Here is a 15,509-nt window from a genome sequence, read left to right as displayed (position 1 = left end):
TCTAGAAGAGCTCGATGTTTGCTCCTTATAAAAACTTCTTGAAACTGGAGTTATTTAACCCGGTCTTTAATCACTTTCAAAAGGTAGGTGCCATAGCCGCTTTTCACTAACGGCGCAGCCAGCTTTTCAAGCTGTTCAGCGTCAACATACCCCATGCGGAAAGCCACCTCTTCCGGGCAGCAAATTTTAAGTCCCTGACGTTTTTCAATTGCTGCCACAAAGTTCGCGGCATCTAACAGGCTATCCAGTGTCCCGGTGTCCAGCCACGCGGAGCCGCGCCCCATCAATTCAACCTTAAGTGAACCATCTTTCAGATACATATTATTGAGGTCGGTGATTTCCAGCTCTCCACGCGGGGATGGCTTTACCTCTTTAGCAAAATCCACCACACGATTGTCGTAATAGTAAAGGCCAGTAACCGCATAGTTGGATTTGGCTACTTTAGGCTTTTCCTCGATAGACAAAGCATTCCAATGATCATCAAATTCAACTACGCCATAGCGTTCTGGATCGTTAACATGATAGCCGAATACAGTTGCACCTTCAGTTTGTGCATTCGCATTTTTTAGTGATTGGCGTAAATCATGACCGTAATAGATATTGTCACCCAGCACGAGGGAACAACTATTATTACCTATAAAGTCTTCACCGATAAGAAATGCCTGGGCAAGACCATCCGGAGAAGGCTGAACTGCATATTGGAGATTCAGGCCCCAGGCGCTACCATCCCCCAGCAGATCAATAAATCTAGATTGTTCTTCTGGTGTTGTGATGATAAGAATATCCCTGATCCCTGACATCATTAATGTAGACAATGGGAAGTAGATCATTGGTTTATCGTATACAGGCATTAATTGCTTGCTAACAACTTTAGTCAACGGGTGGAGTCTCGTTCCCGAACCGCCCGCTAAAATTATTCCTTTTCTCATCACATACTCCGTGGACCTAGTTACTTACACTGTAAATTTATTACAACATATTTAATTTTCTTTGTGCACTCTACAAATATTGATCAAGTAATTCATACTCACTGCTCAATAATGACTCTAATTTCCTTATTCGCGGGGGCACTTGACTTTGAAAATCCTCAACATTAATCACATTGTTAAAACCAGTGACTTCCACCAATTCAGACAGTCGCTTTATAGATTCACTATATTTATGAACAGAACCCACAAAATCAAATGATTGAATACCTAGAGACTTAGTATAATTAGAATAAATATACTTGACATCATTAAACGTCTCGCTTTGCAACATAGACTCAAACAAACATTCTTTACTAACAATTTGCTTTTCTTCAGCTAATGTCAACAAGCAGCGATAAAGCCAGTTAGGTGATTTTACATTAAGAGCATACTCGAAATGTATCCAGATTCTCTCAAGCGGGTCCCTAACCCATAAGGCATGTAAAGCTTTTGGAAAACTCTGAATATGTTTTCTATGTGGGCGAAAATGACCGTGAATCACTCTTGTGTTACGAGGGATGACAATTTGCTCACCGGCATTCAATTGCTTAACTTGCTCTTTCTTGTCGACTGTAAGAACTGCACCTTTGCCAAATAGCTTCTCGAAATCGTTGAATAGTCGAGAGCCAAATACGTAAGGTATATTGTGAGATAGTACTTCAATATAGTTACACGAAGCGACATTCGAAATTCTTTTTTTATCATCAAAAAATCCCTCTCTAGTCTTTCCCAGTCCCCTTTTGACTTTTGAAAATAGATGTTCAAGCGAATATCTTTTGAAAGCGCGTTGTTGAACTAAATTCCTGATAGCTTCGAACCTCAACCAGTCTTGGACGCCAAAATCAACTGTCTTAGTTTCTGAGATAAACTGAATTAACAACTCTGCATTTTCAGGCTCTGCATCAATGAAACTTTGAGTTAATTGGCAAAATTTCTCTAAAGAAATATGCTGTAAAACAATTTTTTCTTGACTTTTATTCTGAGCTGCTTCTAGCAGTATATTCACGTTCTCGACAGTATTTTCATTACAGAATCGGCGGAGTTCAATATAAAATAACTCTTTTAGTCTGTTGAAATCTTCCGCAGAAAGCAGCGAGAAAGGGGTATTGTTTGAAGAGGTCGATTGCAAAAAGCTGTCTAAAGGAACTTGTAGAAGTCTCAGATCGAATTTATTGAACCATCGTTTGTATTCTAAACATTCTAAAGAATAACCGTTATTCACCCGTTTCGGAGACAATAAATCAGCTTTCATTTCCTCCTTTAAATTTAACGCCTTAAGCAAATCACTCGTAATGCTCCCGCCATAAAACGCGTCCTGCTCGTAGGCCCTTAGTATGAATCTCTCAGCTCCGAATTCTGCAATGTATCTCTTTAATAACCCTAAGCTTTGAGAACGAGCACGCTCGGGTATTGCAATCAAGCCACCATTATTGTGACGTTTTACAGTTTGATTATAACTGGACTCTACGATATTTAGCTCAAATCGTATATAACTCAAAAATACTGCGATTGGTATATTGACAGCTAGCTCCGGAACACGCTTAAAGAAGAACTCAGATGAAAGCAAAATAGTACCAGCTCCAAACGACTCAGCCTGTGCAACAATCTGATTGTATTTTTCGCTAGAAAAGACTAGAGAATCATTTATGCGATCATAAATGCTCAACAAATTACCAGAACTTACACCATTAACATCAAGTTCATGTTTCGGGTAATAAATACCGTATTCTAGTAACTGATCCCGATGTTCCAAGCACCACTTCTGTATCGCAGATGTGCCTGTCTTAGGTGGCCCTATATGAATTTTCAGTTCCATGAATGTCCCGTTTTAACTTTTACTGGAATTCTATTAGAAACAATTTAGGCTTGTAGGATTGATTCAAATGTTTCACGTAGAGTAGCCTGATAGGTGCGAGAACTGAATAATGTCTCGGCTCTGACTTTAGCATTGTTCGAGAGTTGCTTTCTTCTAACTGTGTCTTTAACTAATGAATTTAATGCCTCAGCAACACACTCTGTATCCCTAAACGGTACTAAAATTCCACACGAATCATCAACTATTTCGCTCAATGCCCCCCAATTATATCCAACCACAATTCGCCCGTTAATCATCGCCTCCGCAGCTGTTCTGCCAAATGACTCTTGGAACCAAGACAAGCAAATAACCACATCGTTTTGTTGAATCGCATGGTAGGGGTTTGCCGTATACCCCTTAAACTCAATGCTTAAATTATCATCTTTAGCTTTTTCAAGAAGTAACTTTAATTCATGAGTTTCAGGCCCATAAAGATTCAACTTGATTGGCTTCCCTTTAAGAATAGAAGCAATTTTAAAACAATCCTCAATACCTTTCTTTCGTATGTTGCTGCTCAGCATACAAACCTGAAGAGTCATTGACATCTCATTAAATACTGAAACATTCGGCTTTTTTACTTGATTATAAATAACCTTTGTTGCAGCGTCACAACACAACCAACTGGCAGTCAGGTTAGAGTTAGCAATAAAGTAATCCGATAACTCATGTAATCTTTGAATGGTCTGCCTAGCCGACTCCCCCAACAAACCTCTAATATGTTCATCGTGTTCTGGTAACTCGCGAACATGCGTCACTGTTTTTATCTGTAATTGATTCGCTGCAAGGTAGGGTTCATAAAGCATAATGGTATTAATATACACCAACTCAATTTGATGCTTTTGGTAAAACTCGGTGATGTAATCTGTCAGGAAGGAATCCGTTGGCCTCTCTGTATGAAACCATTGCAAAGGAATGAAAGTAATTTCCTCAACATAATTTTTAAGTGATTCAATATATTCAGGATTGCTTGCATTTGGTAAAAATAGGAACACTCGATACCCGCATTCAAAGCAAGCTTCAGCCATATCAATGAGACTCAATTCAGCGCCGAAGACGTGATTTGATACACTATGTGAAAACAGCGCAATACATTTACTGCGGTTGCGAGCTGTACCGTTAATAGTGACGGCCTCCTCAAATGGCCAATTATTAGATAAAGCATGCCAAGTAGCCGATTTTCCAGGTTTCAACCTGAACTTCAGATGATATGCACTAGGGACAAATAACGGTGAAGGAGAAAGGTCCATCGGTTCTCCTTCAAGCCAAAAATGGTCGTAAACCGATCGCCCCATCACATTAACGCTGGAATACGTCCGAATATACCACTTGTTATCAAACGCTCTTCGCCAACGTTGTAGCTCACTCAAACTTGAATTTCGCGTCTCTGGCTTAGGACAAAGCTCCAAGGGCACAGGAAAAGGACTATTTCTGGGATCAAAGAACAAAGGCTTTTTACCATTAATATGCCACGCAGTCGCAAAAGCTAAATGCTCTTGACGTACTCCACCAAACTGAGTAACCAAATGAGTAGTAGAAACCTGAGTTAGAGATTTACTATGCACCCGCCCAAGCGATAAGGGAACGTCAGGCAAAACTTCCACAACTCTGTTATGACCAAAAGTAAAAATAACTCTCCAGTAATACTCAGTATCAGCACTTGCTCGCAACTCGTCCCACAACCCAATGGTGTTGAATATTTTCCTGTTTACCATCAAGGAAGATACATTCCGGTATATAAGAGAATCCTCTATCTTTAACCGTGAAAAATTCAACTTTTCATCACATCTTCCCCAATGAGATAATGTTGCGATGCAGTTTGGATCTTTGATGAATGGCTTTATCTGCTTTTCAATTTTCTGCGGATGAGCCCAGTCGTCAGCATCCATTATAGTTACAAAATCACCACTTGCTAACTTAGCACCAATATTCCTTGTTGGGTACGCTCCTAAATTTTTTTCGTTTCGAACAAATTTTACATTTGGATGCGAAAGGTATTTCTGTGCAACAATTACAGAATTATCAGTAGAGCAATCGTCAACAACAATAATCTCCAAAGCACGCCAGCTTTGGGCCAATAAAGAATCAATTGCTACTTGCAAGGTTGACTCTGCATTATAAACTGGAACAACAACAGAGACTAAGGGAACCGCCGTTTTATTTAACCAACGCGGAATTGAAAGGCCTTTACTGCTACTCTGAAGATAATCAAGGCAAATGTTATCACTTGAGCATTTAATGGGTTGGAGCCTATATTTTCGGTAAATTTTATTAAGGTATTTCAAAGAGCCATTGGCATTTTCTAGCATCTGGCGGGCTAGCAATTTCGAATTGCAATCAGACCACCTGCGATCTTTCACTAAAGCACCGGCTTTAATAAAATTTCTGCTTAAAAACGCAGTTTCGAAAGCCACCAAAAAAATAGTATTGTCATTAATAACTAACTTAGCTTTTTCAAAATTTTCGATGAGTTTTTGTGCGAAAGTTTCAGATTCATTTAAGTTCAGTCTGAACAAGTAAAAGACAGCCAATACTTTGCAAGCATACAGACCATTCACACTAGCATACCTTGACTGCTCTTTTAGAGTACGAATTTTTTCATCGGGATTAAACGCATTTGCCCATAAATCTCGTTCTAGAGATAGCGCATCAAGTGAACAAGGAATTCGCCCCTCAAACCTACCAAACTTTTCAAAATGTAATTTTGGATCAACGCCTGCTGCAGCGATATCCGGGTACGTTTTTAGATACCAATCAACATCTACATATGAGTGGGAAACCACCTTTTTCTTTCTAAACATAGTGAGTCTCCTGATTGTTTTCATCTCTAAACATAACTTTTAGAAAGTCTACCAATTTAATGTTGTTTGTTTTGAATAAAGCAGATATCTTCAAAAAATAACTTATCATCGGCTGTATACAGCCAAGAGTACTCCCTTAATTTTGAACATAACAAGAATATGAAAGCTCTTTAGCTTAGATTGAGTAATGTTGTTTGACAACTCTGCCTTATTTCTTAGAACGGGTAATTAAAAATGGGCTATTTATGGGTCCGAGAGTTCATCAATACTAACTCCCAATGTTCCATCAAGATACTTCAACATCGTACTGATACTTTGATCATGCTTATTCTCTCTAAAACTCGCTACCTGATGTTTTAAACTATTAAACTTATCGGTAAATAAGGTGAATTCCTAAGCACCTCATTGAACTTACTAACAAATTGTAAAGAATGAGGGTTTTTCTTGAGAATTATGATACCTCCAGAGTATTGAGGAGAGTTTCAAATTGGAGAGTTGACAGGTATATCAAAGTAATCAAAAATTTCTCAAAAATGTTGATTTCCCACTGTAATTTAAGTTGCAACCGGCATCTAGAAAAAGGACAATTTCACCATCATTAATTTTGTTAAGAATATCCTGGAAAACACAGGGCCTCCATATCCAATATCCACCGCCTCTTTGCTCACTCAAAATATCGAAATAATTCAGTTTAAACTCTTCAGGTAGATCTTCTGGACCATATCCCGAAATAGAATCAAAGACACCAAAATATTGCGCTTGTTTTAATAATCTCGACTTCGCTAAAGCGAATTTTTCATTTGCGTATGTCACAAAATGGATTTTATTCATCCCAAATAGAACCTATCGACATTGTACACTTGTTACCTTTGTAACCTTTCAAAGGTCCATTCGACTTAATTCTTTATAGTGGACTGTACAGGATTATTTCCCAATCGTCAGGCTGTTTATCTGATAAAAAAGTTCATTACTCCAACACTATCATCAATCAGCGCATCGTCTTCCAAGAAGATGCGAACGTCGCCTTTTCGGAATTCGAGGGTTACTGAAGCTCTAGTTTTCGGGAAGCTTACACCCTTCGCAGACTTCGCGCCGAGTTTCTCCATAACAAACCTTAGTTCTACTTCTATCAAACTGGATACTACAAAAATATATAAACTAATTATTGAGGATCGAGTTTAGCAATATGGGATTTAAGTTCGTCCTCGAACCCCATTGCCATTGATAGCGCTTTCCTAGCATGGTTTGCTCTTTGAAGAGCGTTATACTCGGGGTTATCAATACCGTTTATAAGGCACTTAAATAGTTCTTGCTCGGAAAAAACGTCATCGTAATACACCACTTTAATCGCTGGCGATATTTTTGTAGCAAGCCTGACAACACCGGTTCCTTTAGTGCTGTATACCTGCTTGCACAGTCCCATAACAAAACACTCTTCGATAACTGGATTCAGACCGTCAGTGTGCACTTCACTTGCTAGAGTAATATTTTTATACTTTGATTTTAAAAATTTCAAATCATCTAACGATTCGTTTACCGGAGTACCAAATAAAAGAATATTGCTATTTTTATTCTCACATATGATTTTTTCTATCATACTCAAACATGCTGACTTTCCAAATAAAGCTGACTCATCAAACCGACTTACGCCGTATATTACATCCCCACCTCTATAATGTATTGCAATATAGTTTTTATCGGAGATGGCTTTATTTTTTTTAATATCAAGGTATTTTTGACTAAAAACCTTACCAATAACACCAGCGTATTTATTACCGTAATTATAGGTTGCAGGTACGATGTTTCCTTTTTTAAGCTTGGCATTCTCGATAACTTTTTCACGATTTTCGCTACTACCTCGAGGTTGAGAGCCATTCGCTAGTTCAGAACTTTGTCGTTTATCCAACTTTGAGTATGTATATCGTTGAAACACATCGAGAGGCTTGAAGTGTTGCTTGACAAATTCATCTGAAAATATATCGGGTAATTCCTCAGTAGTACAATGATAAGTATTGCTAGACTTTCCCACCCAACTGAAATAGAAGTCTAGGTTGAATTTTCGCGATAGTAGTAGCCCATTAACAATCGCATTGATACGCTCAGTTGTACCATCTGTGCGAGCAGTCAAAACCATGCCGAACAACTGTTCTTGGTAAAAATTTATTCTTTTATTGATAAAAGAATCGTTTTCGCAATACTTATCCACTAATGATATAAGTTTATAAGACAATCTTAGATCGATGCTTTCAAGAGAAACAGCTATATCTTTAATTAACGTTAAATCTTCAGGCTTCATAGTTTTTAAAGGCACTTGTGCAGAACATAAAGTTAGGCGTTGCAACAAAACAGCTATTTAATATCTGATAGAAAAATTAAACACTCGAACTTATACAGTAATACCAAGAACAGACATATAGAGGTTAGCAACGCTCTTTACATGCCTTTCTGGCGCAAAACGCCAGGACATACTATTTGCCACATCATCTCTAACTCCCACATAAAGCTCAGATAATTCGTCAATCTTTTCAAACTCATTTTTAAACTTGTTGGCATTAGCCTGTTCTACAAGGCAAAACGGTGAAAGCTGTTGAAGTAGTTCTTTATGTCCTCCCTCAGAGGAAAGTATCATCGGGGTGCCTAACATACCGGCTTCCACTATAGTACGTCCTAATGGCTCATTTTTCGCAGTAGAAACTAACGCATCCGAACCTGAAACGATTCGCAAAGCATCGTATCGATACCCTGCAATGATAACATTGCTTGCAACATCAGATGAGATATACTTGTGCTTTAACTCATTGATTTCACTGCGTACAGTTAACCCGACAGAAATAAAATAGTGCCGTTTATTAGATTTGATTGACTTTGCAGCAGCCTCAAAAAACATATCCCAGCGCTTTCTTTTATTGCCATTCGCAATCATAGTAAAGACTTTGGCATCCAATGGAATGTCAAATTCATTCTTTAACCAATAACTATCTTGTTTGCGATCATAAACCCCTTCAATAGTAATTGGATCATCTACTACTATTACTTTTTCTCTAATATTTTCTGGCGCACGATCTCTTACAAACATTGTAATCGTCAATACCATATCAGCCGCCAGTAAAAACTCTTCAGCTTTAGCCGGGTGCTGAAACAATCCTCGTTCATGCCATACATGAATAAATTCGATTTTTTGTTTCAAAGCCCCCCAAATTCTATGCATACCCGCATCATTTGTATGGATGGTTCCAATCGATTCTCTGATTAGATGTCTCTCAACATCAGAAGAATGTTTGTTGATGCTTTTAATCACAGAGTCGTCAAAAGGAGCTCTCTTATCTATAGTAGGCAATTCAATAACGACATAATCTAAACCAAGGCGTAAGATATAATCAACAGTTGGCCCGTCGTTATCTATTATCACGACGATTTGAAAACCCATTTGTGACATTTTAACGGCCAAATCTAAAGCTGATAAATCGGCACCACCGGGTCTAGCATCTTCCCAATTTCCGCGCTCCCCCTTCCTGCCGGAAATGGGGAAACCAATTTTTTCCATTGATGAGTTGTTCACAATAATAAACCCCTAATAATTCCAGACGCATCTATATGCTATGCTGAAATATATAAATTTACAGTAATTCAAAAAATACCGTACTTCTAAGTCTTCAAACACTATTTATTGCCTGACGCTTCTAACCAACGGCACAACATTCTATAGTTAACTCTTACATATATTATGCCGTTTTCTTTATCAACTCGGAAAGAAAAAACTTGTATGTTTCCGAAGTAAAGTGGAAGGGCGCTACACCCCACTTATGCTCAATATCTGCTTTTATTATGCCTTCCGGGTACTCAATCATTGCCTGACTTCCAAAGGTATTTTCTAGCTTGACATAAGCTGCTCGCAAATATTCGTTTTTTTCTGAAATCTTCGCTGAGGAATCTATGGAAATATTGCCTGTTGGTTGATAAAAAACACAATTGATAAATATATTATCTAACTTAAGTTCATCACAATGCCCTTTTAGACGTTTTAAACCTGCTTCCCATAGTGTTTTAAATTCGTTAGAGGCGCTTTTGATTATACGACCATTTTGACCTTGAGTGCTCGATGCCGTTTTATACTCAGATGAAACAGTATGTGACGAATTATCATCAAAAAGCTTGAGATTAAATCTGTCATCAATTAGGTCAATAATAATAATATCATTTTGACTTTTTTCTAAACTAAGCCAAAAACGCTTAGTCATATCTCTTTCTACCATTCGTTTTTGAAAAGTAGATTTAATATTGTTTAGTATTGTAGAGTCTATTCTGCTTTTGGTTGCCAGTGACGCTAAACTGGTTCTCGCTGTATAATCAATTAACTTAAAATCCGTAGTTATTTCAAGAGCATCTCGCGTTACACAGCTACCAAGAATTCGAACATTTTTCATTTCAAAAACACTATAAATTTTAACTTTTGCTTCATTTCAATATCTCGTTACTTTAGCTATATATCAATAGTTAACCAAGGTAAAAATTCAAAATCCGTATGATTTGCAAACTCTCTGTCACAATCTAACAATACTCCATTGGCATCATTTTCCCTGGACCATTTAGAGAGAGAACTTTGTTCCGCTGAGCAAGGTGAGAAATCTCTTCCAGATTTTCTGACTCGCACAACATTTCAATAAAATTACTTCCGAATAACATTAACCAGCACTTTCCTTAGTTAAGTAAACTTTTAATTTTTTGTTCTACTACAGAACTACTGCAGTTCTGTAGTACAAATTCAAAGCCTTTTGCAGCTTGGGCGGAATATTTATCAGCATCTTTCCAGTAGGTAAGAATGACGGATTCAACATCCTTTGGTTTTGCGTAAATCGCAGCATCTCCAAAAACAATTTCGTAGCTTTCTGGTAAAATAACGACCTTTCCTGCTGCCATTGCCTCCATAATATTACGGCCAAATTCTTCAATATAATCCTCATTGGTAAAGTGCAGGAAAAAATCCAGTTCACTTACGAAGTCTGAAACTCCGACAGAATCAAATTTTAAAACCTCCCAGTTTTTTGGCATGTCTCCCAATAACCTTTTAGGAGTTTTCGCGCCGCCAAGAATTCTGACATCAATCACATTACTACCTGCGCAGTAGGCATATTTCAGGTCTTTGGCTGTTTTAGGCCATTTGGTCCAATGATCACGACTGTGACGGCCCAGAATAATCTTTCTGTCCTGACCGAACCCCAGAGGTAAGCCAGGTAATGTATTGGGTAAGTCATTATTATAAGGCGGATACCATACTTCGTTATGTAGAGAACTTCCTCCACCAGCAAGCTTCAATGTTTTCTCAACAACAGAAGAGATTGGTATCCATATCGGAGTTTGATTGAACAATCGAACGCATAAACTATTCACATCGTCTTCGTTGTAATAATGCGGCGCTTCTGTCCATAACTGCATAGGCGACTGATTAACTAAAATACACACCTTTTTGCAATCAATTTTAGGTATTGCATCAATTTCATACTTTAATATTGGAGGGTGATGAATAATAACCAGATTCGCGGTAATTTCGTCTTCATGCACAAGGAAATCGACATTTTCATTGTAACTTAATTCTGTGTATTCATTGGCAATTTCAGCAATCTTCAAATCATAACGGGGCCAATGGAATAAACCTATCCGAAGACCTGCATTCAGCGCAGCCAAAATATAACCTTCGTTACATCTTCTCGTGCCCCCTAGTAAACTTAGGTCTGAAATAATAACCAGGTCATAATTTCTGTTTATCGGCCAATTGTTTGGTGCCAGACCGGCAGGAATCGGAAACGGTGATTTTAAGCTGGTTCTGTTGGTTATCACATTCTCTGCCAAATTATCAACTTTGTGATCTTTCCAATATTTAGCCTGTCTTGAATATTCCTGTCTAATACCAAAAGTCAAACTGTTCAGGCTCGTTTTCTTGTTCTGAGTTAATGAGTTTTCATGAACTAAAAAGAAAGATAAAGGAACACCAGTTAATATGTCCTTAACCGAGTCCTTGCCCCATAAAATACGCGCTCTTTGGACAAACTCGTCATCTGCATTTGCGGAAACACCGTCCCACTCGCCAAGATGTTTAAGATCGATTCTTCGAATAAGCACGGAGGGATAACTACGGTGAACATAATCAAGATTATTGCGTTGTGGCCGCAAAACAAACCGCATGTCATCATGCACCCGCGCCATCATTGAACAAGTTACTTTTAGTCGAGGCTCACTCATCATCGCACCGAGTTGAACTTCCAGCATTTGTGGATGCGACCAGTCATCGCTGTCATGAACGGTGATGAAGTCTCCCCGGGCCAGACTTAACGCTTTGTTACGGGTTCCATATGCGCCTAAGTTTACGTCATTTTTATACACTTTCAGGCGAGAGTCCGTCTCTGCAATTTGTTGCAAAATAGTAAAGGAATTATCAGGACTACAGTCATCTACCGCGATAATTTCAATGTTGCCCCAGGTTTGTGCCAGCAATGAATTTATCGCTACCTTGATGAAGGTTTCTGCTTTATAAACCGGTACTAGAATACTGATTTTGGGACCGCCACTGATTTTCAAGAGTGGAGCCTTTACATCAAGGTTACCAAATATCATGCCCTTATCAGGATCTACAAAACTCAACTCTGCCAATCCGTAGTGAGAATAAATTCGATTCAGGGTCTGAAGTCGTTCATCCCCCGATAGGGGTTGATTCGACAGTGCGCACACAAAATCACTGTCAAACTTAGCATCCAATGTTGGTTGAATAAAATCTGAAGCTTTGTCATGCATACCTTGCTGAAGATAACTTTCCACCAGCAGTAACTTCACTCTTTTAGAACGATAAAATTGAAGATTAAGTGGGCGGATCTTTTTGATGCAGGTGTTCACTTCCGCCCAATTATTGTTTGTGCCATACCAACGCGCGAGTGAATAAAGTGCTGCTGCCCTATCCTTTGCTGGAATGGCATTATCTTCCGCAATATTTTGCATTTCCTCATGAGCAGGGCGGCTGAATCCGCCCCATAGCTTTTTGCTTAATTCAGCGACTCTGGATAGGCCTGGTTCCACGACAAAAGCTGCCTTGCCTGCGACAGTCACCCGCCCTTCAGCCTTGCCATGCTCAATGTAATGTAAGAGAGGGTTAATCCCAACGGTCCTGACATCTGGGTAGGTTTTAAGATACCAGTTAGTATCAAAGTTCGGGCTGGGATTTCGACCTTCCTGTGCGCCATTCAGTAAGTAATGTTCAATAGGATCTTGCTGTGATGCCTTAACGTCAGGGTATTGTGTGAGGTACCATTCAGAATCAAAAAGCCCTGACTTTTTTATAAGTTCAACCTGACGTCTGGCTGATTTCTTTTTTGAAAAAGGACGATTACGTAAGGGTATGAACATCTTTAAATTCCATCATGTATTAATGAGTAACGTTACAGCTATTAAATCGAAAGCCCTCCCCTGTGCGGGCTCGCAATCATAAACGTCAGGATTATTCTATGCAACCAGTATAAAAACATAGTTGGTTAGTTGACAAACGTGATAATAGATTGAACGTAGTGCTGGCTGACAACTTTACTTCACCGGAACGTCATTCATTTTATCTTTGAACTCAAAGAACAGTTCAATAACTTCAAATTGACAGTCAGCAAGTATAAACAAAGGGCTGATAGGATCCAATCTGCGCTCGTCGGCTAACGGCCAGGTTCCATTAAATTTAGAACATTTTCGAGAATCCGGATCGTCATCGACCACTTCTAACTTTACGACCCCACGTAATTCAGCCAGTTCAATATCACACAAAATTACGAAAGATGATCTTTGATAATAGCAATAGCGATCCCACACCGACACCTTTCTGGTAGCTGTCACAACATTAGTTTTAGGATCAATCGTTGATACATTTATTACAGGAGAAAAGACCCGATATTTTGCCGCTGTATAACCTTCAGTCTGAACGGCTTATCAACCTTGTAGGTGAATTGTAATGAACGCCACCGGCTAATTTGCTCTGTATCGATTCGTTTAAAGGTATAAGTAGATAGCGGAAGCGACTTTAACGACTGCAACCTTTTCAAGCTCTGCTTGATCGGCAACGCACGAACAAATTCAAACAACGCGTTTGCAACAAAAGCAGCGCTTTCACATTTTGTGTGCAGACCTTCGAACACAATACCTGATTCAACGGCCCGAGTGAGATCAACACTCAGACTTGGAATCTGATACTGATCACACAGCTTTTTACACGCTTTATACCTTTGCGATTTCGTTACCTCATCATTTAGAGGTAATGGAACGCAAAATACAACCGGGAGTATGTTGTGCGAAATTAATTTCTTGAATACATACAGATATTCAGCCTCTCCGGCTTCGCTGCCGCGGGAGATGTCTTCGAGTATTGGTTCCACAATACATACTGAGGGTTTAGCTTCGATAACGTCTTCTAATCTGATTCGCCCTGCATCTAAAAGGCGATTTCCGCCATACGAAAACGTTTAACGCATTCTGGCGGCAATGCTAACTCTACCTTGCATCGCCGCCTGAACGCTTCTACATAACCGGTTAACTCACCGGTTTTGTGATTCACGGTTTGCGCACTTAGCGAGGCCCCTAAGACAGCTATATTGTCCTTATGAGAGATGCCGCTCTTCTTCCGAAAAACATCAATTAGAACGGATATTAAACGAATCGCTTTTTTATAAACCAAGTACTTAACTCTCTGAGATCAATCGTTACCAAACAGGTCTCGTGTATAAACCTTTTCAGCGACATCGCTGAGCACTTCGGCCTGGCGATTAGCAACAATAACATCAGACATAGCCTTGAATTCGTCAAGGTCATTAATCACTTTACTATGAAAGAAGTCTTCCTGATGCAGTTCAGGCTCATAAACGACCACTTCAATCCCTTTAGCTTTAATACGTTTCATGATGCCCTGGATGGCGGACGCTCTGAAATTATCCGAACCCGACTTCATGACCAAGCGATAAACGCCAACCACTTTCGGGCTTCGTTTAATGATTGAGTCTGCAATGAAGTCTTTCCGCGTCCGGTTAGCTTCAACGATTGCCTGGATCATATTGTTAGGCACATTTTTGTAGTTGGCTAACAATTGTTTAGTATCTTTAGGTAAACAGTAACCACCATAACCGAAGCTTGGATTATTGTAATGGCTTCCAATTCGAGGATCGAGGCCTACACCTTCAATGATTTGACCGCTATCCAGGCCATGGCTCTCAGCGTAACTGTCAAGTTCATTGAAATAAGCGACACGCATCGCCAGGTAGGTATTGGAAAACAGCTTAATCGCTTCTGCTTCTGTACTGTCTGTGAACAACACATCAACATTGGTCTTTTCGGCACCCTCAACAAACAACGCTGCAATCTTTTCCGCTCGTTCCGAACGCTCACCAATGACAATACGCGACGGGTGCAAGTTGTCATACAGTGCTTTACCTTCACGCAGAAATTCAGGCGTAAAAATTATGTTTTGCGCATTAAACTGCTCTTTAACAGATTGGGTGTAACCTACGGGTACAGTTGACTTAATGATCATTACCGCATTGGAATTTAATGTCTGCACCTGTTTAATAACACTTTCTACCGTACTGGTATTAAAGTAGTTTGTATCTGGGTCGTAATCTGTTGGTGTAGCAATCACGACAAGCTCTGCATCTTTTAATGCTTCATTTGCATCGCTGGTAGCAATCAGGTCAAGTGCTTTAGTAGCAAGAAAATGTGAAATTTCTTTATCTTCTATAGGCGACACCCTGTCGTTTACCATTTTGACTTTTTCAGGCACAATTTCTAATACTTTTACAGGGTTATGCTGTGCAAGTAATACTGCATTTGACAACCCGACATATCCCATTCCGACGACAGCAATTTTCATTTTAA

The 15,509-nt window shown here is 39.2% G+C and carries 12 protein-coding genes; all 12 read right to left on the bottom strand.

Annotation, left to right across the window (positions count from 1 at the left end; genetic code table 11):
- Nucleotides 1–50: 50 nt before the first annotated feature.
- Complete coding sequence (gene rfbA / locus AC2T0J_RS11650) at nt 51–929, bottom strand: glucose-1-phosphate thymidylyltransferase RfbA (protein ID WP_489810278.1); 879 nt, start codon at nt 927–929, stop codon at nt 51–53.
- A gap of 70 nt (nt 930–999) precedes the next feature.
- Nucleotides 1,000–2,784, bottom strand: a complete 1,785-nt coding sequence (locus AC2T0J_RS11645; protein WP_489810277.1) for a hypothetical protein — start codon at nt 2,782–2,784, stop codon at nt 1,000–1,002.
- A 44-nt stretch (nt 2,785–2,828) separates the two neighbouring features.
- On the bottom strand, nt 2,829–5,621 hold the full coding sequence (locus tag AC2T0J_RS11640; RefSeq protein WP_489810276.1) for a glycosyltransferase: 2,793 nt from the start codon (nt 5,619–5,621) through the stop codon (nt 2,829–2,831).
- 516 nt (nt 5,622–6,137) lie between these two features.
- Nucleotides 6,138–6,452 carry a hypothetical protein gene (locus tag AC2T0J_RS11635; RefSeq protein WP_489810275.1) on the bottom strand — a complete coding sequence of 105 codons (315 nt, stop codon included), beginning with the start codon at nt 6,450–6,452 and terminating at the stop codon, nt 6,138–6,140.
- A gap of 331 nt (nt 6,453–6,783) precedes the next feature.
- Complete coding sequence (locus AC2T0J_RS11630) at nt 6,784–7,917, bottom strand: O-fucosyltransferase family protein (protein WP_489810274.1); 1,134 nt, start codon at nt 7,915–7,917, stop codon at nt 6,784–6,786.
- Nucleotides 7,918–8,007: 90 nt separating this feature from the next.
- Nucleotides 8,008–9,180: a glycosyltransferase gene (locus AC2T0J_RS11625; protein WP_489810273.1), complete on the bottom strand. Its 1,173-nt coding sequence runs from the start codon at nt 9,178–9,180 to the stop codon at nt 8,008–8,010.
- A 163-nt stretch (nt 9,181–9,343) separates the two neighbouring features.
- A complete protein-coding gene (locus tag AC2T0J_RS11620; protein WP_489810272.1) occupies nt 9,344–10,045 on the bottom strand; it encodes a DUF6270 domain-containing protein in 702 nt (233 codons plus the stop codon).
- Between the two features lie 274 nt (nt 10,046–10,319).
- Nucleotides 10,320–13,013 (bottom strand): glycosyltransferase, encoded by a 2,694-nt coding sequence (locus AC2T0J_RS11615; protein WP_489810271.1) that lies wholly within the window; start codon nt 13,011–13,013, stop codon nt 10,320–10,322.
- Between the two features lie 174 nt (nt 13,014–13,187).
- On the bottom strand, nt 13,188–13,484 hold the full coding sequence (locus AC2T0J_RS11610) for a hypothetical protein (protein WP_489810270.1): 297 nt from the start codon (nt 13,482–13,484) through the stop codon (nt 13,188–13,190).
- A 35-nt stretch (nt 13,485–13,519) separates the two neighbouring features.
- Entirely contained in the window at nt 13,520–14,020 is a 501-nt protein-coding gene (locus AC2T0J_RS11605; protein ID WP_489810269.1) for a hypothetical protein, read from the bottom strand.
- Between the two features lie 56 nt (nt 14,021–14,076).
- The gene (locus AC2T0J_RS11600) at nt 14,077–14,199 is read right to left on the bottom strand and encodes a hypothetical protein (RefSeq protein ID WP_489810268.1); all 123 of its coding nucleotides are present in this window, start codon (nt 14,197–14,199) and stop codon (nt 14,077–14,079) included.
- A gap of 138 nt (nt 14,200–14,337) precedes the next feature.
- Nucleotides 14,338–15,504: a nucleotide sugar dehydrogenase gene (locus tag AC2T0J_RS11595; RefSeq protein WP_489810267.1), complete on the bottom strand. Its 1,167-nt coding sequence runs from the start codon at nt 15,502–15,504 to the stop codon at nt 14,338–14,340.
- Nucleotides 15,505–15,509: the final 5 nt, after the last annotated feature.

Source organism: Alteromonas sp. ISO5, assembly GCF_058105165.1.
The sequence above is the reverse complement of the archived record's forward strand: the minus strand, read 5'-3'. Positions and strand labels throughout refer to the sequence as shown.